Consider the following 21,289-nt stretch of genomic DNA (forward strand, 5'->3'; position numbering starts at 1 on the left):
TATGCTTGTAGACAAGCATATCAAATTTATCTTTTGGAATAAAATTGATGATTTGTTTGAAAATCGGCTGACCGACTAATTTCTTTTCTGTATCTTTATTGCTCATATTTTTGATTTGTCGTAAAACCAAAATATGAAAAAAGGAGCTAACCACAATGGGAAGCTCCTTAATTTTGAAAAGTTAGTCGGTTAGTAGTGAAAACAAATATATCTTCAAGACGTGTGCTCACATCATTTGACCCAATATGCGTGAATTCTCCATTTTTCCATACTATCGCCCTGTACGTTGCATTTTCTGCTTGTGGCAGGTAGCTTCCTATAACATACACGTCGTTGTCCTTAACAAACACCGCCTTGGCTGTAACACTTTTTGAGTTAGGAGCATTTAACTCTTGTGCCTGCCCATTTACCCATAACAATGCTTTTACAGATTCTTGCTCTTCATTTAGTTCTTCGCCAACGACATATACATCGTCACCCGACACTTTAATATCACGAGCAATTGTAGAGCCACCCGTAACAGAAGGAAGAACTACTTTTTGTCTATTCTTCATGTACAAAGCACTATATCTGTCTTGATGCATTTCTACACCGGCACGATACACATAAACAGATAAGGTATCCGTTATTTCTTCTTCATTAAAACCATCATCTTTTTGACAAGACATTGTTATAAGAGATATAACAATCGTCATAATCATCACCCAAATTCTACTACTCATTTTTCAATTAATTAAATATTAAAATTTTATTTGTGTTCTTATTATTTGTCAATAAAATCAAATTTGTCTTCAAATAATTTTCCAATTACGGGCAAAGGTTTTTTGACTTCGTTGGCAACGTTGATGATTCCTACAATCATAATAATGAAAAACAGGATTCCAGCATAGCTCACTAAAACTCCGAGTGTAGCAGAAAAAATGGAAAGTACATAAACCGCAATGTTGAAAAGGATTGCCAAAACCAGCAAACCCAATCCTTGTTTCAGATGATATATGCTAAAACTGTCACGTTGCTCTTTTCCGACAAAATAGGCTATCAGCCACAAAATACCGAGGTAACTGAGAATGGATTGAACTTTTGGTGTCATAATTTATTTATTTTTATGTTTATCCAAATTTATCCATAACAAGATTATTATTTCTCTTTTGCCCTTGAACAAAACATCTACAACATTTAAAATTGTATATACAAAACATCTACAAAAACCATAATTATTTAATAATCAATTTTTTGAACATATAAGTTTAACACGCTTATATTCGGTTTTGATTCAATTTTTTCATTATTTTGTCTCTGTTTGTAGATATTAAAGAATGAAAACACTATCGGTTTTATATATTTTAGCTGCTTATTTACTTTGTACCGCCACAGTGAAAAGCCAATCTTTAAGTCCATCTACCACCAAAGTGTTAGACCAGTTGGAATATTTTCATTTACATAATCAACCGGAGGAAGCACTAAACTTATTGGCGACAGAAATTGAAAACACATCTGAAACAACGGATTTAGCCTATTTCTATTCCTATCAAAGTACAATTTATGCTACAAAGGACAGTCTTTTACTCTCCAAAAAACTGATTGATTTAAGCATGGAAAACGCCAGAAAATCCGGCAATAAAAATGCTTTGGCGATGGCATACAGAGGGAAAGCTTTTTTGGCAAATGCAATGAATATGCCCGATGTGGTGGTAAAAGATGCGATAGAAGGATTAAAACAAATTGAAAATAATGACGAAGATCCGACCACGAAATATTCTCTCAATTATCTTCTTTATGGTGCGTATAGCAAATGGGACGATAGCGAGAAGATGGAAACCTACATCCGAAAAGCTCAACATTATGCTTTAATGGCTGAAAACGTGAATCTTCAAGTAAATGTAAACAACGGTTTGTCAAGTATGTACCAGGCACGTTTCAAAAAAACAAGCGAGTCGCAATTATTGGACAGCAGCTATTACTACCTGAGTCAATCCTTTGCTTTGCAACAGAAAAATCCTGAAAAAGTGAGCGGCAATACTTTTGTGATTACCTGTATCAATCTGGCGAACTACTATTTGGATTATTCGCCGGAAAACCTTGCCGAACGCAAAGAAAAAGCGTACCGTTATCTTGATCTTGCCGAAGAAAAGCTGAAAGCTGACAAAGCTTCACAGGAAAAATGGATGAACGTTTTCGGAATTAAAAGTGGTTTTGCCAAAAAAGAAGGAAACCCAGCTCTTGCCGAAAAGTATTTGTTGCAGGGTTTAAGCCATTTAGTAGCTTCCAACAAAAATTATTACCGGTTAGAATATGCTGTAAATAAAGATTTGACCGATTTGGCATTCAAAAGAAACGATACGAAAGCCGCTTTGCAATATCAGCAAAGAGCGGAGGAATTGTTAAAAAAATCGTTTAACGAGCAACAACTTTTCAACGTACAAAAATTGGAAGTACAATATGAAACAGAGAAAAAAGATAAGGAGCTACAATTGCTAAAGGAGCGGGAAGCATTTAACCGAAAGCAAAATTACCTGTATGGCGGAATTGCATCGGCATTGCTTTTCGGGCTGGGTTTTATGTTTGTTTCTTACCATTTCAAGTTGCGTTATTCCATTGAACGAGAGAAAAAATTAGCCCAAGAAAAAGAAGACGCCGAACAACAGGCAAAGATGCAGATTTTGCTGGAAAAAGAAGAACAAGCCCGGCTGAAAGCAGAACAGGAATTACTGGATTTGCGGAAACAACAATTGGAGAAAGAAGCATTGGCAAACTCATTAATTATCGACAGAAAGAATGAAACCCTAAAACAGATTCAGAACAAGATACGAAGCGGAGAAGCAAGTCATATTCAGAAACTTATTAAAGAAGAAATGCTACTTCAGACCGATTTTGAAGACATTAAACTTCAGATGCAAGAACTCCATCCCGATTTTTTCAACCGATTGAATGAAAAAGCCGTTCAGAAATTAACGCCACTGGATTTGAAATACTGCACCTATCTTTACCTGAAAATGTCTACCAAACAAATTGCCCAAATCCTGCATGTGGAACCACAAAGCGTACGGATGTTTAAATACCGTCTGAAACAGAAATTTGGATTGGGAAAAGAGTCCGATCTGGAAGAATTTTTAGAAAAGTAATATATTTCATAAGTACATCTGCATTCTAAAGTTAATTTTTGTTGTGTAACGATGGCTGTTGTCTACGTTTTAGTTACTCACTAATTCTACGCAACGATAATTTATGGTTCAAACACTATCTTAGTTTTGGCATCTAAAATGTTCCCTTTTTGCCGACGATTTACAGGGGATATTTTACAAAAATTTTCAACCTATAGAATAAGACTTGCTATAGTTGGCGACTTTTCAAAATTTATGAGTAAAAGCCTGAAAGATTTCATTTATGAAAGTACTAACGGAAAACAAATTAATTTTGTAACTTCAGTCGAAGATGCATTAAAATACCTAACAAAATAAATATGGTAAGAACGGAAATTATAATTGCGGTAAAAGATGTTCCAAAGAGTTCTGAATTTTATCAAAGCTTATAGTAGACACGGTGGAGAAACTTTCGAAATTTTGACCGGCGGGCATATTGTAATCCTCTGCTTACACAAATGGGGTGCGCACGAACACCCGACAATGCTGAATCCTGAAACAGCAGTTGGAAACGGGTTAATACTTTTCTTTAGAATTGACCACCTAACTGAAATCTTTCAAAACGCAAAAAAACTACATGCAGGCATTGAGAAGGAAATTCATTACAACGCAAACTCCTTGAAAAACCAATTTACCCTGAGAGACCCGGACAACTATTATTTAATAATCTCCGAATAAAAAACACCGACCGCTAATAGCAGCTGGAGCAGGCAAAGGCTTTTCAGCCCAGGTCCCCCGCAGAACATTTTGGCAGGCCCAATGACTACCTTTAGGTGAAAACCCTCCTTCATACGGCTGTTGACACATCTACCTTATTTTACTAACAAGTTATGCTGATTTTACTATACTCTAATGGTAGAGCAAATGAAGATGCCCCTTAGGTGTTTTCACAAATTATGCGTTTGTTTATAGCTTACAATGCTTTTATATTTTCCTTTTACATGTTGCTAATCCGGCACGTTACCTGTACCGAATGCAGATACCTACCGGCATCAACATGCCGGATTTTGACGTGAAAAACACCTCTGTTGCTATTGGTGTTTTTTTGTTAAAAACAGGTACACGTGAAAAAAAAAAATCAAATTCCGTAAAATATTTTTTAAGTTCAGTTGTCTTCCTATATAAGACATTGATTGTTTAATTAAAGAATAAAAGAAATGAAAAGATTTTTTAAATTTATGGTAAAATACAGATACGTTATGTTTCCCGTATTTGCAATTACCGCATTGGCAATATTTGGCGGAGCATTAACGCTTTTATGGAACTGGCTTATGCCGAGCATTTTTGGTTTGACAGCTATTAATTTCTGGCAAGCCATCGGACTATTTGTTTTAGCAAGGTTGCTGTTTTCCGGAATGGGCTTTCATAAAGGTAACAGACGCTTCAGACATCACCATTCCGTTTCGAATGCGGAACGCGAAAAATGGATGGCGATGTCTTTTGAAGAAAGACGCGAATGGTTTAAACAACGCAGGTTTGAGAGAGGTTGCGGTTTCCGTTCTAAATTTAATAAAAAAGAAAGCAACAAACCTGAAAATGAGTAATGATGAAAACCGCAAGAATGTAGAGGAGCAGGTTATAGAACACCTGCCCCGTATCCGCTCTTTCATTAAAGGACGTGTGCCTAATAATGAAGATGCCGAAGATATTCTGCAAGACGTTTTTTATCAATTCCTAAAAACAATGGAAGGAACACACCGCCCCATAGAGCTTGTTTCAAGTTGGTTGTACCGCGTTGCCAAGAACACCATCATCAATAAAAACAAAAAGAAAAAAGAGGCACAAATTCCAACCTACTGGTACGATGAAAACGGCTTTTTAATTGAAGAATATGCCTTGTTTCCGAAGGAAAACGATTTTAATGATCCCGAACAAAGCTATATGTGGGCAATGGTTTGGCAAGAATTAAGCGAAGCTCTTTCGGAACTTCCGGACGAACAAAGAAGCGTTTTTGAATGGACCGAATTTGAAGGCGTCCCTATCAAGGAAATTTCACAAGCCACAGGTATTTCTACAAACACCTTGCTTTCACGAAAACACTATGCGGTTAAATATCTCCGCAACCGGCTGAAAGAAATTTATGACGAAGCCATTTTAAACAAGTAGAATAGGACGATTTAAAAACACTTGCAAAAACATTTTTTAAAGAAGTCGTTATTGTAGAAAAACACAGCGTTTCAACCAAACTACTTTTTACGTGCAGCCATTGGTTGATCAAACGACAACATTCCGATACAAAACTTTGAAAGGAATTATCCCTTTTGGGACATTGGCACAGCCAACGGCACATTTGACATCGACATTGCCACACAGTAAAGGAAGTAGCGCATAATGGGTTGAAAAAGTGGTTTACATAGCAGGATACAACCGGCTGTGTGCAGCATTGACGCACTATTTCAGAAACGAATTGAAATGAGAAACTAACCAAATCAAGACAAAACCTTTTTGGAACCCGCTAAAAAAAGGATTGGAATAACACAAAAAACGAAGTAATGGTTTATGTATTCAAAACATCAGTAAAAACAAAGAAAGAGGTAAAGCAACTAACGCCGGAATTGAACGGGTTATTACCAGACATAAAATGGAATTTTGACCTTGAAGATTGCGAAAAGATCTTTCGTGTAGAAACTTCTAATGAAATGAAAGACCTTGTGGTACATTTCCTTAAAGAAAAAAATTATTTTTGCGAGGAACTACCTGACTGAAAAAACAGCAGCAAAAAGCAAGGTTCCTCCTTTTATTTTATGAGTAACGTCCTTTTGGGGTAAGGGACTATTTATGTTTTGAATACCGGAGATCCCGGATCAAGACCGTAATGACGGCGGATCCTTTAATTTTAACACGAAACTACCTGAATTACAATCAGATACCCTAACAGACGCAGGATCAGGCAAAGTACCCCACCCCAATATTGATGGAGTAAAAAAAATTTTAACGGGTGACCGCTGATATACAAAGGGATTGTTAAAAATCCTGTAACGATCCGTTAAAAAAAAGTTTAACAAATAGTTGTTTGTTTTTTACATTTTTTTAATTTTACTACCAGCAACCTAAAAAATAAACATAATAAGCATAGTTTTTACTAAAATACTGATGAAGCACCCGCTTTTTCAGATACCGGACTGCCCCGTGGTCTGACGTGAACTATCGCCAAAATTTTAACTCAGCTTATGAAGAGAATAGTACACTGCTTACTCAGCACCACGATCTTCTTTTGCGGCCTTTCGGGATATTCCCAGGAAAGCGACCCGTTTAAACCGACCCTTTGGTTATCCAGTCCGCAAAAAGTAAATGACACACTGCCGGAATTCGACCGGCTGAACTTCCACAAGGATTTGGGACTGACCAAAGGAACACTGTGGGGTTCTTCAAAAAAAATCAATAAACCGCAGCACCTGTTTCTGGTTTACAAATCCAAAAAGAAGGAAAATCTTGTATCCTTTATGGGGGAAAAGCGTGCCGTGTTCCTGGAAGGCAAAAGCCTCTATTTAAATGATTCGGTTGACCTGAACGGATATAACGAATCCTACGGCGAACTGCTCGATGTCCGTTTTTCAAATATTCAGGAGGGAAGGTTCTGGATGAATCCCCAACTAAAGGATTCGCGGGTATTCGAACTGGTGCTGACCGACCAGGGATCTGCCGCTGCCACCAATGAAATAAGAACCTACCTGAGTATTAAATACGGTATCGACCTGATTGATCACAGGCAATACACGTATGGCGGCAAACAGTTGTGGGATGGCGGAAACAAAGCGTACAACCACCATGTTTTCGGAATGGCTTCGATGCGGCGTTTCAACCTGTATCCTTCCAAAAGCATGCATTCCAAAGACGGGGACCTGATCCTGTCGCTTTCAAAAGGACAGCGGCAACGCATGGACGAAGGTTCATATGTCCTGGCAGGCAGCAACGGTAAAAGCCTTACCTTTGACAAAAAGTCAAAACAAAGCCGCAAGGAATGGCTGGTACAGACCGGTGAGGAACAGATAGCTGTCGATTTTTCCATCCCTTTAAGCAAGCTGGGAACTTCCGAAGATTCATTTAACGATTATGAGCTGCTTGTGGGAACCAACGGCAGGAATGCCGTAAAATATACCGGAGTACCCAAAGATACCCTGCTTGTTTTCAACGATGTCCTTATTAAAAAAAGCAACAGCAACATCGTCCGTTTAAAGGAACACCCTTCCGATATAAAATTTGAAACGGAAAACAACTGCGGGCAGTTCCGCCTGAAAGTAAAGGCTCCTTCAACCATTTCCAATTACTCCGTAAAAATATATGACGATAAAAAAGACGAAGTGCTCGCTTCGTTAAACGTTAATGAAACCTATACAGTCAATAACAGTACTTCTGCTTATTTCGATGTAAACCTTGCCTATAACGGCAAAAAGATTGTAAAACGATTTGAAACAACCATAGCCGGGCTAAGTAATGAAAAGATAGAAAAATTCTATACGCTGGAAAACGGCGAAGCCACCATTTCGCTGAAAAACACCGGTAACCTTAGCTACCATTGGTTCAGTAACGATAAAGAAATAGCACAGGGAAATGAAGTGACCCTGCGTGCAGCGGGAACCTACAGCGTAAACATCTCCAGCGATACAGGCTGTTCAATAACGCAGGTATTCAGCGTAGGTGCGGACTTTAACGACGAAGGCTGGCGGATATATCCCAATCCGGCTACTGCAAGCGAGGACATTCATGTGCTGTTCAACCTTACTGAAAAAGCAGACGTTAACATCGCACTTTATGACAATGGCGGCAGACTGGTAAAAACGACCGCTTTGGGAACCGTTCAAAACGAAACCGTAAACCTTGGCAAGCCAGGGCTTTCTTCAGGCGTGTACATTATTGTAGCCTATATCAACGACCTTCCCCAAATCAAAAAAATCATTATAAAATAACATAAAACAAAACATTATGAACGGATCAGTCAATCCTTTGAAATCCGGTATGCGGGTTTTATATTATACCGCACTGTTTGGCATGTTCTTCCAGTTGTTTGCATATCCCCTTTATGCGGCAGTAAGCTATTTTCCTTACGGTGTGCGTTCCAATCATTACATCCCTTTTGTCAGACCCGACCAGTTTGAAGCTTCTGCGGCTCCTTATCCTGAAGAAGATACGGAGGCAGCACAAACAACAGCTGTTAAGGAGGCAGAAAAGGATGATGAGGGAAACATTTCAAAAAATCTCACCGAAGAAGCCTTTGAAATTTATTCTTCGGATAAGATGGGGATCATCGGTTACGGCAATCAAAGCAAGAGCGACGACCCTTCCGACAATATTTTCCATTTTTCAATCGATAAAAAGCAGCTTGCCGGAAAAGACCTTGTTTTAAGCTATGAGGTGTACGGTATTGAGAATGCTTCCGGTATTGCCCGGAGCATCAACGAGCATACGGCAACGGGCGGCTTCTACGTGCAAAAAAACACTTCGTGGAAAACAGTTAAAGAAACCGTTGTTGCAGACCAGCTAAAAGACGGCGACAACCATCTGTTGTTTACCGCTTTTGAAACCGGCGGATCGGATTATAAAGTCCGCAACGTGAAATTAACAGCAGCCACCGGTAAAGAAACACCTTCGGTATCCTTTGCCGATGGCAGCCTGCTATACGTTAAAGACGGGAAAGGGTATGTAAAAGGAACGGTGGCAGAAGCCTCCGCACAACTTTTTATCAATGATAAACAGGTACCGGTACGCAATTACGAATTTGAAACCGTACTGGATAGCGCATCGGATCTGCAATCGCTGGATGTACGCCTGGTAAAATCGGGAAAAACCATCTACCGGCAGCAGCTTCCCGTAACTTCCAAAGAAGTGTCGGAAACGGTAGCTTATCAGTATCCGGAGCAGATGATTCCGGTGCGTCAGGCAGAAAACGGGAATTACGGTTTTGCCCTTGCCGATGTGGACCTGAACATCACAAAGGAAATTTATGAGGGAGCCGACCGCATTACGGTTCAGAAGCTGCGTACCATCGACGCGGCCCCGCTTGGTACAAACATCATCAACGTAACGGCAGGTACTGCCGCCTACCGGTTTTTACCTGATGGGGCAATCTTTAATGACCAGGCACAATTGACCATAAAATTTGATGACAAACTGCTTCCAAAGGGATATACCGCCAATGATGTAAAGATATTGTACTTCGACATGGAGCAAAGACGCTGGCTGTCGGTAGCAACAGACACTATTTTACCGGCGGAAAACAAGATTGTGGGGCTTACCAACCATTTCACCGATTATATCGCGGGAATCATACAGGCACCGGAGTCACCGGAAACAAGCTCTTTCACGCCGACTTCCATCTCAGATATTAAAGTGGCAAACCCTACGGCGGGCATCGTACAGATACAGCCGCCGACGGCCAACCAGAAAGGTGACGGTACGCTGGATTTCCCCATCACCGTTCCTGCAGGACGCAACGGCTTACAGCCTAATTTATCTGTTTCATACAACAACAACGGCAGCAGCGGCATCACAGGTTACGGATGGGACATTCCCATACCTTATATCTCGGTAGATACCAAATACGGTGTGCCGAAGTACGATAGTACCAAAGAAACCGAAAGTTATCTGTTTAACGGCGAAGAACTGATGCTGGTCAACGGCTCAAACCTTTACCTGCCGCACCGGCAGTCAAACACCATTAACAGGCTAAGCGGTACGGCGACCTTTGTACCGAAGGTAGAGGGCTCGTTTTCAAAAATCCAACGGATAGGAAGCAGTCCGTCAACCTATACCTGGGTGGTATGGGACAAGTCCGGCACGAAGTATTATTACGGACAAACAGCTAACCACAGGTTGAGTTCTGGTACCAACCCCAAAAATATAGGTAAATGGTACCTTTCTAAAGTTGAAGACAAAAACAAAAATTACATAGAATACGCTTATTCTATTAAAAACTACGGTACGAGTACGGGTAACTTGAGTGGGGGTGTCGAAATGCTTCCATGGCGGATTAATTATACACGGCATCCTGATGTTAATGTAGGTTACACTACCACTAACCTTTATTATACCGTAATTTTCAATTATTCCAACAGCAGCCGTTCCGATGCCCATTTTAACTACCGCTATGGCTTTAAAGAAGTAAATGCTTCCAAACTGGACTATATCAAGGTAACCTGCGATAAAGAGATTCCTCCAGATGCAGGTTATCCCAGTATCTATTGTGATTACGATGTGGAATACCGTTTCAATTACGGTACCGGAGCGTTCGGTAAAACGCTTTTAAACAGCATTACCACGCGGAACATCCAAAAGGACGACAGCGGAAACACAACGGCAAGTGAAGACTATACCCATACGTTTGACTACTACAACGAGGTTGCGGGCGGTTCGCTGTTCGGTGAAGAAAAAAACATCAGCGTGGAAGATGACATTGCCGACGAGAAACATTCGGTGATCAGCTCCACCAAGGAAAGCTACAGTGCCACCGAGTTCAATATCGGAGCCGGATTATCGCCTATGCAGAACCCGCCGGCATGGTGGCCGTTCAGCTATGGCGGTACCATCAATTTTGCTTTTCCTTCGGGCGTATCCACATCCAGTTCGCCAACGATGCTGCTTCTGGATATCGACGGTGACGGATTGGATGACAAGGTGGTGAAGGTCGGCAACGACATCAAATACCATAAAAACCTTGGAGGCATCGCGTTCAGCAGCCAGCTGTACAACGCCTACAACATCGGCGACCTGGGGCTTTTTGAAAACCAGACACAGACCGATCCCGTGATGTCGCTGAGCATCATAGCGGGAAGCTTCAGTGCGTCCAAATCGCAGACCAACGGAAGGGCGCGTACTTTCTTTACCGATGTGAACAATGACGGGCTGGTGGATTTTGTTAAAGACCGCATCGTTTATTTCAACCGCATAGACCCCAACTCGGACCGTCCCACTTTTACCGACAATAGTGCGCTGACACCCAACAGGATCTTTAAGGAAGGTGCTCCCGATCCTGATGTATCCGCACCGCTGCCCGACCTGAGCGTCGGCAACGACCTGATGGACGTGGTAAAGGTATGGGTAGCTCCCAGAGCAGGGGATGTGAACATCAACGGTACCATTTCCAAAAACTTCGTGGCATCGCACAACGGGATCCGCTATTCCGTGGAACAAAGCGGAAGAACCGGAGGATTGCCTTTCTGGGATCCGGGAATAGCCATACGGTTTAAAGACGAGGTCATTTCCCAAATTCCGTGGAACCCGTCGAACCCCGTATTAAGCCTTCCGATTCCCGTAAGCCCGTACAGTAAAAGCTACCTGATACAGCCTACCTTGCTGGTAACGGCAACGAAGAACACTTCTGCATCTACGCACGTGGAAAGAGGCGACCGCATCTATTTCCGGGTAAACAGCAGCCAGATCCCTACGGAATTAGTGGATGTCAGCTGGGATCCAACGGTTGAATATACGTCCGTTCCCCACAATCCTTCCACCTACAGCGAATCCTTTGTTCACGGGGATGTGCTGCCGCACCCTCTGACCATTGCCGAACCGGGGACGTATACCATCGGCTGGGCAGGACAGAACGTACCGCTTAACGAAAATGTGGATCTGAAGATACGAGCCTACCAGATTAAAGAAGATCCTGCCTATCCGGATCGTAAGGTACCTTTGGCAATCGGCACAGGTAATAATCCTTCGTACAACAGTGTAGAAATATATAATGCCACCTTAAACGGGGCGTCGGGCAGCCTGCCGGGCGTTACATTGCCGATCAACGCATCGGGAGTCGACACTGAAAACCCCGATACCTATATTTATGTGGAGGTGGAAGCAGGTGCCAAATTCAGCCTGGAATGGAAAGACTTCGACCAGGCATTTATTCCAGTACTCAGAAAGACCAGCGTTTCACCAAACGTAAGCACATACGTCGTACCGCATTACGACATGCGTGAAAATGCGTTAACGGCTTATCCGGGATTGTCCTTCCCGTTCCCGTGGCCCGTAAAGATCAAGCACGATTTCCAGCTGGCTCAATGCCAGAATTTTGACGGGGTATGCAGGGAGCAATACATATACATGATCGCCCGCTATGAAAACGGCCAGCCGCTGCATACCGACAACGGCATGCAGGCGAAGTTCCGCTACCGGATCAACCCCGAGGGATTCGTTGAAGAAGTACGCCAGTTTGAAGGGGAAAACTTTGAATCTTCCCCCATAATCGGTGACCCTTTTTCAGAAATGCAGGTGGAACCGGGCAGGGAACTGTTCGTTGAATACACCACGGACGAATACGTGGTGGCATCTATTTTAAACCATTACCAGAACAACAACGACGATCTGATCAGTACCACGGCGATGGGCTTCGCTTCGGGGGGCAGTGCCTCTCCGGCAACGGGTGCCTCACCGATGGGTGTACCGCTTCCTTCGGGACTGGTACGTGCAAATATCGCTACGGAAATGGCTCCGGCACTCGGTATGGGTACGCTCTACAAGAACTGGGGGCAGTTTGCCTACAAGGGTGCCGCTCCGGATGAGAACTTTACACCTATCGATGAACGTTATGCAAGCCGTGCGGCTATTGCGGGGGTATCCGACCTATCAAAGTTTGAAAACCCTACACAGGGGGAAAGAGATAATGCGGAAGCCTTAATGAACCTTGATCCGGCAGACATGGATTACGATGAAGACGAAGGCACCATTACCGCCGGGGGGAATCCGATTCCTGTCACTCCGGGGCAGATGGAAGCCATACGGCACTTTACCATGCTGGTTCCTGACCGTGCAATGGAAGCATGGAGCTCGCACGAACGCCTGTATGTAAGGGAAGGGGAAATGAGCCCGTACCTGCGTTATTACAATGAAAACTACAACCCCATGCTTCCGATTCCGGCGCCTACGGGTATCGGGCAGTACGGAGCGTTTTCCATCGTAAAGGAAAACACCTCGGAATCCAAATCCAAAGGATCGAGTATCAACTTCTACGGAGTCGGTTTTGGTACGACTACCAGTAATGCGGTGTCACGCCAGTTGAACGATTTCAGGGACGTCAACGGTGACGGTTACCCCGATATCCTGGGCGACAAGATACAGCTGACCTCTTACCGGGGCGGGCTGACCTCTACCATACTTAACAAAAACCTGTTGGGTACCACCACCAGTGACGGTTCGGGAACGACCGCCGGCGGCTCTGATGCACATATTGTAGCCCTTGCCGACCCGGGAGGAAATTTCACCAAGGTACGTATAGGCAACAGTGCTACTTTTTCGGGCGGGCTGAACGCCAGCGGACAGATTTTCCAAACCTCCACGCGTCCCGAGAGCGTACTTGTGGATCTTAACGGGGACGGATTACCGGATCTGGTAAAAGCCGACAATGAAGTGGAGTTTAACGATGCCGCAAATTTTGTGGCATCTACGTGGGAAGGTTATACCGAACCCGGATTGACCAAGACGTACTCGCCGGGTAAATCTATAGGGTTTGGCGGAGGCTTTACCGAGTTTGTAGATCCCATTGTAATCGGACAAGACATTAATGCCAAAAGCTCTTCCAACCTCGACCTGTCTGTTGGTTTCAGCGATTCACGCAGCGCGACACACAGTGAAAAGGATTTTGTGGATTTCAACGGCGACGGGCTTCCTGACTATATCAGTGGCAACAGTATTCACTTTAACACGGGAACCTACCACCTTACAGGCAGCTATAATTTACCGCGTATGTCGGAGTCTTCCGTGACTTCACAAGGTTTTGTGATAAATGCCTCTGTTCTGATTCCTATTACCATCGTTCCCCTTCAAATCATCGTCAAAGTTGGCGGCGGGGGCGGTAAAAGCTGGGGTACCAACTACAGCGAAGAAAACGTGAGCCTGCGCGATTTTGACGGCGACGGCTACGTGGACATCGTGGAATCGGCATCGGAAACACAGGTAAAAGTACGTTTTTCGAAAATCGGCCGTACCAACATGCTTAAAATGGTACACAACCCTACGGGATCGACCATAGAAATGGATTACGCGACCAACAACGTGATTTCGGGGGAAGGTTTCGGGCCTACCTACAAAATGCCGTTTAAAAAATGGGTGTTGAGCAAGGTAACGGTCAACGACGGTTTCCGTGGGGACGGTGCCGACGAGCAGAAATTCGCTTTTGAATACCAGAACGGACTGAAAGACCGCCGCGAACGCAAGTTCTTAGGTTTTGGTGAGGTAAAAACACACCAGCTTAAAGGGGACGACAATCCGGCAATTTACCGCACCGTGGTACAGAAATACCTGCTGGACGATATGCCTTCTTCGGAAATCTACCTTCCGGGAGACCATACCGACAGCCGCAAGTACCAGTACATCGGTAACCTGTTGAAGGAAGAAAGTACTTATGACGGTACACAGCGCCTTCTGAACAAGACAGAATACGATTATGCGGTGTATTCCATCGGGGTTGAAGGATCGGAATACTATCAGACGGAGTTTCCGATAGGTTCTTTCAGTTACACCGATACCAGCCGCATACTGCCTTTGGTAAAAAGTACCGTGGATTCGGTATTTCATTACAACGGAAACGGGGCATCGCCTTTTAAAGCAGATGTGCTGAAAACATTGTTTAAAGAATACGACAAATACGGGAATGTTACCCGTTATTACGACGATTTTGACGGCAACAACGTAGAGATAAGGTATGACGAAAAAAACACGGCATCGCAGTACATCGTCAACATCCCGATACTGCACAACGTGAACAACGGGGAACGGTACAGTACTGCCGAAACAGATGGCGTAGGGAATATCATTACCATTAACCGCTTTAAAAACGGACCAACGGGCAGTGATGTGGCAACCACCGATATGGAGTACAACTCGCTGGGGCAGCTGACCAAGGTTACACAGCCCAAACCACAGATGAGTTCAAACAACAGCGAACGCATGTTCTATGAATACACGTATGACGATACGTTTAAACTGTTTGTTACGGAAGTTACCGATGCCTACGGCTTTACGGGCAGTACGGAATATGACCATTTCGGTATGCCGCTGAAACAGACCGACCTGAACGGTACGGAGTTCGAATATATTTATGACCCGTTACGCCGCGTTACACAGTTTAAAGGGCCGTATAACGATGAGTGGACGATTAAAAACGAGTATAAAAAAGACACGGCAACCGGTTTGCTGTACGCGGTTACCCAACACAATATAACCGACGAAACAGTTACGGGGGCAACACAGCAGGTGCTGCATACCTCGTCATTCGCGGACGGTCTGGGACGCATCATCCAGACGAAAAAGCAACTGGCTCCGGAAGACGATCCTAATTGCACCACACCGGGCAACGGCTACCGTTTCGCCACATCGGGCTTGCAGGTATATGACGTGTTCGGGCGTGTAGTAGAGAGCTTCCTCGGGCAGGAAGAACTGGACTGTACCGGGAACTTTATAACTGCATTGGAAACGTATACCCCGCTGACGCACACCACGCAGGAAAAAACAACTATTGCTTACGACGTGCGCGACCGCGTACTGCAAAACCACGTACACGGGCTGAATGCCACTACCGAATACAAATACGGTTTTGAAGACGACGGGACGGGCAATGTACGTGCCTACGAACGGGTAACCCTTCCCGAAGGAAACGTATCGGTTACCTATAAAGACGAAAAAGGACGCGTACGCACGACCAAACAAATAGACAGCGGCATGCAGCTGCTTACCCAATACCGGTACGATATGCTGGGGCAGCTGGAAAAAGTGACCGATGCCGAGGGCAAGGAAACCTTATACGAATACGACAACTTCGGACAGAAAACAAAAACAACCCATCCTGACAACGGCATTACGGAGTTTACCTATGATTTAACAGGCAAGCTTACCGCGAGTGCCAGCCAGAACCTGATTGCACAGGGACAGGAGATAACCTATACCTACAACTTCAACCAGCTGGTAAACATTGCTTACCCGGCCTTTGTTGCCAACGGGCAGTCCTATCCGGGATATAATGTGGATTATAGTTACGGCGGTGTGGGGGCACCGGATTTTGCCGCAGGCAGGATCACGCAGGTCAACGACCTTACAGGAAGAAAAACCTTCAAATACGGGGCATTAGGTGAAGTGCTGGAGGATACCCGCCAACTGACAGGTGCTACCGGAACCATGGAATTTACCACCGGTTACCGTTACGACAGCTGGGGACGCATCATGGAGATGACCTACCCCGATGGAGAACACCTGGAATATGGGTACAACAGCGCGGGGCAGCTGAAAAGTATTTTCAGTGACACGGAGAACCAGTGGTATTTAAAAGACGTTACTTATACGTTCTTTGAGCAGCCGGCGGAAATTACCTACGGTAACGACGTGGTGACCAAAAACGAATACGACATCACACAACGCGTGCGTGCCATGCAGCTGGACCGTCCGGATACCACCACCTTTATGCGGAACGTATATGCATATGACCGTAACCAGAACATTACCAATATTACCAACAGCATATCGCAGCACAACGTGTTGCAGATGGGCGGTACTTTTGATAAAAATTATACGTACGACGGCTTTAACCGTTTAAAAAATGCAAGCGGCACATGGCAGGGTTATAACGAACATCACGATTATACGCTGGCGATGGAGTACACCAATACCCACGGTATTAAAAATAAAAACCAGTTTCACGATGTTACAAGCACAGCCTTTACCGGTGAAAGCGAAAACTCGTACGATGCGGTGTACCAATATACCGATACTGCCCACCCGCATGCGGTAAGCAGCATCGCCTACACGGGCATCGGTGGCACAACCAGTGCTTCGTCACAGTTTACCTACGATGCCAACGGAAACATGACGCATTACCAAAGCAGCTTCGGAAGTTTTAACGACCGGGAAATGATCTGGGACCAGCAAAACCGTTTACTGGCGGTGGTTGACGATAACGCAAGGGTAAGCCATTACATTTACGACCATGCGGGCGAACGCACCTTTAAGGCGGTGGGCACCGTGGCTACGGTAAGCATCGGCGGACAGGATATTTACAGCGTGCTCGATTTTGACCAGTACACCCTGTACCCTTCGGGATACATGGTAGTGGAACCGGCTAAAGGCGAGTATTCTAAACACTATTACATCAACGGCAAACGTTTTGTAAGCCGTCTGGAAAACAATATCGACCAGTTTGCGGTTGGAACCGGGGCAAAAGGCGCATACGCGACCACGGCTGCCGAAACTACGGCAACGGAAAATACCGGCATGGACCTTGCCGGCATGGTGGGTGCACAGAACACCATCTACAGTATCGAAACACCGGGCAACGACCCTGACGACTGCCAGCAGCAGCTGGATGATATTGTTACGCAATATCAAAACGGGGGTGCAACGGTGGCGCATTGCCTGAACGCTATCCAGGAGATCATAGACCGCTATGGTGCTGACAGCCCGTGCGAAGCATTGGTGGAAGTGAACCAGTACGTGTGTACAGAAGTGGATCCGAACGATCCGGGCAATGTACCCGACGATCCGAACGACCCCGTACTATCTCCGGGTGAAATGGAAGCAGCCGACTGTCTGACCGACCTGAACATCCTTATTGCCCATTTTGCCGCACAGATACAGAACGGCGAAGGTTCGGCGTTCTTTGAATGGTACCAGTGCATAGATGCCTGCATTGAACGCAATGATATAGTTGATAGCCAGGGATGTTGGGAACGCCTTACCGTTGGCAACGGCGAATGGCCTGAAAGTTGTAACGCGTTCTATCGCGATTGTGATTGCGGCGACCAGCCGGTGATTTCAGAACTGCTGAAATGCCCTGCACTGGCAATGATCTACATTGACACCCATTTGGCGGCAGATCTAAGCAACGCCTGTGCCGTGTTAAATTATGTGAAGGAAAACTTTAATTGCGTACCTTTACCTGAGGAGCCTGAACCGGATCCCGTAACACCGGGTGATATAAGCGACGATTGGATTGATGACGGCGGTAATACGGACGATCCTGATGACGATTACGACGAATACCAGCGTAAACCCATATGGTGGTACCATACCGACCATTTAGGAAGTTCAACTTATCTGACGGATAATTTCGGTAGACCTTCTCACTATTATGAGACATTACCGTTTGGTGAGATGATGGTGGAACACAACCAGAGTAAGTATTACAAATCACCATACCCAACTACAAACACAGGTAGTTACGACAATAAGTACAAATTCAATGGTAAGGAATTGGATGATGCCACAGGTATGTATTACTATGGTTCAAGGTATTACGATCCGAGAATTTCGATTTTTATTTCTGTGGATCCGTTAGCCGAGAAGTTTACAGGGTGGACACCATATCATTACGTGCATAATAACCCCGTGAATATGATTGACCCTACAGGGATGGAAGCAGACCACATAATAGTTAATGAAAACAATGAAATTGTAGGTGGCGAAATGGATGGGGATTTAAATATCTACAGAGGGAAACAAGATGAAAACGGTAATTGGGTTAAAACTGACGAAGTTGTTGGTCAGCTTGTAAATGATTATCAAGGGTTCAGATATAATGAAAAAGGAGGTTTTGAGGGTTTTGCAGAAGGTGCAAAATTACATACAGGAAATGTTAAAGGATTTTGTAGTGGTAAAGGATTACTAACAAGCCTGAATAATCAGTTTGAAAAAGAGATTGAAGGACCTGGAGGTTATATTGCTGCTTTGGCTCAATTAGCAGTTGATTCAAGAGGTCCTTCTGGTTTAGGTCCTTTAAAAGGATCAGGGAAATATGATATTAAAAATACTCTATTTGGAGGTAATTTTTATGATTTGTACCAATACGAAGATGGAACTTATATTACTCCAAGGAGTATGGGAAATATGTTATTTGGTGCAAATGCGAGAACTATTTTTAATAATAAAGTCAATGCTTTAGATAAGCAAAAATATGATAGTAAATGGTTTTATTCGTTCTTTATGCAGAAAGCAGGTGGATATAATACTCGAACAAATAATACCCAAGGAACTGGCGGATGGCCTTTTTATGGAGAACATCAAGGTTCAGGAACAAGTATATTTGAAGGATATTTTAAAGGTTTATAATTATGAGAAATAAAACTTATATTTTTTTCATACTCATTTTATTGACATCTTGTTTAAGAAGTGATTCATGGAAAATAGAGGAGATTAAATTTACTAATAATAAAAGTGTTTTTTTTAAATCATATTCTTGGGGAATTCCAGATAAAAACATGATAATCATTTCTAATTCTCATAAAAAAGAATATGATGAAAAGGTAGATTTTGATTTTGGGAGTTTTAATAGGATTCTTTATGAAGTAAGAAATGATAGTTTATATATTTTTCTAGCTAATGAGAATCAATTTAATAATATTAAAAAAATGGAGTTTAATAATACGAAGATAATTCTTGTTGGAGTATCAGAATATTTGGAATTAACTCAAAAATTACAGCAATTTTCCTCGGTGCCACACAATATGGAATAGATAGGTAGGATAGTGTCCCCCGCCGCGGTAATGCTCCAAAGTTAGTGATGCCCTAAAAAAGCCCTGCAATTTGCGGGGCTTTTTATAGTAAAAGAAACGCCAGGCAAATAGCTTGGCGTTTTTTATTACAAATTAATCTAATTAGAACTTTACTACTTATTAAACCCCAAATCCAATAAGAATTCTTATTTTAGTCACATCAATGGAATGCCTGAAACTGACATATAAACCGCTTTTTGAACTACGAACGCACGGGAGTATGCCCTCGCGCGAGGCAAAAATCGTGCAGATGTTTATAAGTGTTGACCCGTTGGCGGAGAAAATGCTAAGCTGGTCGCCGTATGTATATACGTTCAATAATCCCATAATGTTTAACGATCCTGACGGTAGGGAGGTTAAAGGTGTCAACAAAGATTCTGCTCAAAGACTACATGAGGATATGAACACTGTTTTCGCAGATGAGAAATTCGATTCTTTTAGAGGACTTCTGACACGTGGTAAAAAAGATGATAATGGAAATTATAAAAGTAATAAATTTGATAAGATAAGTGCCGATGCTTTCAAAAATGCTACGAGTGGTTTATCAGGAGATGATTTAGAGGCAGCTACAAGTGTTTATAATGCAATAAATTCTAAAAGTGAATATGTTTTTGAATATATTACAGACACATCAAAGAACCTCTCTGAAAGTGGGAATACGGTATTCGATAAATATATGACAGAAGTTGAGAACTATAAGGGAATGAACGAGAAATGGACAGGAGATGCAGTAGCAGGTGTAGGAAAAGAAGGTATGGCATATTATAGTTCAAAAGGAGCTCATGCTTTTATCATTAACGAAGCAAACCATTTTGAAGAAAAAAGAGCTTTAACTTCTTTTCATGAAGGGTTTGGTCATGGTATTCCATTTACACAAGGTATAAAAGGAAAATCGAATTCTGATAATGCCATTAGATACGAAAATATGATTAGAAGAGTTATGGGGATTGAAACTATGAGAGATGGTAAAGACCATGCTGATTTAAAAGTAGTTCCTAGTCATAAATCATTACCAACTTATAGATAATAAAGAGAGGATGAAAAAGATAATTTTTATATTTTTAGTTACTTCTGTATGCCACTCTCAGGAGATTACCTATTTTAAGGATAAAGTAGATTATATCGAAAATGAATTATCTAATCTCTTGAAAGATAGAGAGTATATTATATATGGAACTATTCACAAAATGCACTTGATTTTAAAAAAGAATGACGATTTTTATCAATTTATATTTACTAATAATACAAATAATATGTATCTAAGTGATATTAATATTCTTGGAAGTAATTGTTTAGAATTAGTTTTTAATAAATTAAGTTATACAAAAGGTATTATTGATACTGATTCTGATTTTTATAGAAATAATCCAATAGAAATTCTTGTAGGAGACCCCTTATATTTTTCTTATAATTTAGATTATAAAAATAGATATTGTGAATATTTTATAGCAATGGGTATTAAACCTAAACCTATGAAACAACAAGTTTCCACATATTTAAATTCTTTAATGCTTAAATATTCTTATGATTGTGAGTGGTAACATTCCAAACTCCACAACAAACCAACGGTTTAATTTGGTAGTGTTCCAAACTCATCAACAAACCAACCGTTTAATTTTAAAAGAAGCCCTGCAAGTTGCGGTAATGTTCCAGATTTAGTGATATTCTAAAAAGGTGCATTAAATC

At 42.7% G+C, this 21,289-nt stretch carries 15 protein-coding genes and 1 pseudogene; 12 read left to right on the forward strand and 4 right to left on the reverse strand.

Annotated features, from left to right (window positions below; translation table 11 throughout):
• Nucleotides 1-167: 167 nt before the first annotated feature.
• The gene (locus BLW20_RS08635; protein WP_091099118.1) at nucleotides 168-722 is read right to left on the reverse strand and encodes a hypothetical protein; all 555 of its coding nucleotides are present in this window, start codon (nucleotides 720-722) and stop codon (nucleotides 168-170) included.
• A gap of 41 nt (nucleotides 723-763) precedes the next feature.
• Nucleotides 764-1,090: a hypothetical protein gene (locus tag BLW20_RS08640; RefSeq protein WP_091099120.1), complete on the reverse strand. Its 327-nt coding sequence runs from the start codon at nucleotides 1,088-1,090 to the stop codon at nucleotides 764-766.
• A gap of 226 nt (nucleotides 1,091-1,316) precedes the next feature.
• On the opposite strand from BLW20_RS08640, the gene BLW20_RS08645 reads away from it, so the two are divergent.
• The 7 genes from BLW20_RS08645 (at nucleotide 1,317) to BLW20_RS08675 (ending at nucleotide 8,047) form a co-directional block, all read left to right on the forward strand.
• Nucleotides 1,317-3,122, forward strand: a complete 1,806-nt coding sequence (locus tag BLW20_RS08645; protein ID WP_091099123.1) for a hypothetical protein — start codon at nucleotides 1,317-1,319, stop codon at nucleotides 3,120-3,122.
• Nucleotides 3,123-3,260: 138 nt separating this feature from the next.
• Nucleotides 3,261-3,458, forward strand: coding sequence for a DUF4180 domain-containing protein (locus tag BLW20_RS08650; protein ID WP_091099127.1), 198 nt, complete (start codon nucleotides 3,261-3,263; stop codon nucleotides 3,456-3,458).
• Nucleotides 3,459-3,494: 36 nt separating this feature from the next.
• Complete coding sequence (locus tag BLW20_RS08655; protein ID WP_245725297.1) at nucleotides 3,495-3,818, forward strand: glyoxalase; 324 nt, start codon at nucleotides 3,495-3,497, stop codon at nucleotides 3,816-3,818.
• Nucleotides 3,819-4,297: 479 nt separating this feature from the next.
• Nucleotides 4,298-4,684, forward strand: a complete 387-nt coding sequence (locus tag BLW20_RS08660) for a hypothetical protein (RefSeq protein ID WP_091099131.1) — start codon at nucleotides 4,298-4,300, stop codon at nucleotides 4,682-4,684.
• On the forward strand, nucleotides 4,677-5,246 hold the full coding sequence (locus BLW20_RS08665) for an RNA polymerase sigma factor (protein WP_091099135.1): 570 nt from the start codon (nucleotides 4,677-4,679) through the stop codon (nucleotides 5,244-5,246). Before BLW20_RS08660 ends, BLW20_RS08665 begins: the two co-directional genes overlap by 8 nt.
• Before the next feature lie 386 nt (nucleotides 5,247-5,632).
• The gene (locus tag BLW20_RS08670) at nucleotides 5,633-5,845 is read left to right on the forward strand and encodes a hypothetical protein (RefSeq protein WP_091099139.1); all 213 of its coding nucleotides are present in this window, start codon (nucleotides 5,633-5,635) and stop codon (nucleotides 5,843-5,845) included.
• A 738-nt stretch (nucleotides 5,846-6,583) separates the two neighbouring features.
• Nucleotides 6,584-8,047 carry a T9SS type A sorting domain-containing protein gene (locus BLW20_RS08675; protein ID WP_177165060.1) on the forward strand — a complete coding sequence of 488 codons (1,464 nt, stop codon included), beginning with the start codon at nucleotides 6,584-6,586 and terminating at the stop codon, nucleotides 8,045-8,047.
• 627 nt (nucleotides 8,048-8,674) lie between these two features.
• Here BLW20_RS08675 and BLW20_RS14865 read toward each other — a convergent pair.
• A complete protein-coding gene (locus tag BLW20_RS14865; RefSeq protein ID WP_245725298.1) occupies nucleotides 8,675-8,848 on the reverse strand; it encodes a hypothetical protein in 174 nt (57 codons plus the stop codon).
• A gap of 451 nt (nucleotides 8,849-9,299) precedes the next feature.
• Between BLW20_RS14865 and BLW20_RS14975 the strand changes: the two are divergent.
• Nucleotides 9,300-10,040: pseudogene (locus BLW20_RS14975) on the forward strand (SpvB/TcaC N-terminal domain-containing protein); the annotation flags it as partial.
• A gap of 1,703 nt (nucleotides 10,041-11,743) precedes the next feature.
• Here the strand turns inward: BLW20_RS14975 and BLW20_RS14870 are convergent.
• Nucleotides 11,744-11,890 (reverse strand): hypothetical protein, encoded by a 147-nt coding sequence (locus BLW20_RS14870; protein ID WP_245725299.1) that lies wholly within the window; start codon nucleotides 11,888-11,890, stop codon nucleotides 11,744-11,746.
• 946 nt (nucleotides 11,891-12,836) lie between these two features.
• Between BLW20_RS14870 and BLW20_RS14875 the strand changes: the two genes are divergently transcribed.
• The 4 genes from BLW20_RS14875 (at nucleotide 12,837) to BLW20_RS08695 (ending at nucleotide 21,144) form a co-directional block, all read left to right on the forward strand.
• Nucleotides 12,837-19,160, forward strand: coding sequence for an RHS repeat-associated core domain-containing protein (locus BLW20_RS14875; RefSeq protein ID WP_245725300.1), 6,324 nt, complete (start codon nucleotides 12,837-12,839; stop codon nucleotides 19,158-19,160).
• A 2-nt stretch (nucleotides 19,161-19,162) separates the two neighbouring features.
• The gene (locus tag BLW20_RS08685; protein ID WP_091099150.1) at nucleotides 19,163-19,564 is read left to right on the forward strand and encodes a hypothetical protein; all 402 of its coding nucleotides are present in this window, start codon (nucleotides 19,163-19,165) and stop codon (nucleotides 19,562-19,564) included.
• Between the two features lie 259 nt (nucleotides 19,565-19,823).
• A complete protein-coding gene (locus tag BLW20_RS08690; RefSeq protein WP_091099153.1) occupies nucleotides 19,824-20,630 on the forward strand; it encodes a hypothetical protein in 807 nt (268 codons plus the stop codon).
• Between the two features lie 10 nt (nucleotides 20,631-20,640).
• Nucleotides 20,641-21,144, forward strand: coding sequence for a hypothetical protein (locus BLW20_RS08695; RefSeq protein WP_091099156.1), 504 nt, complete (start codon nucleotides 20,641-20,643; stop codon nucleotides 21,142-21,144).
• Nucleotides 21,145-21,289: the final 145 nt, after the last annotated feature.

Source organism: Paenimyroides marinum, from assembly GCF_900108395.1.
Classification (GTDB): Bacteria; Bacteroidota; Bacteroidia; order Flavobacteriales; family Flavobacteriaceae; genus Flavobacterium; species Flavobacterium marinum.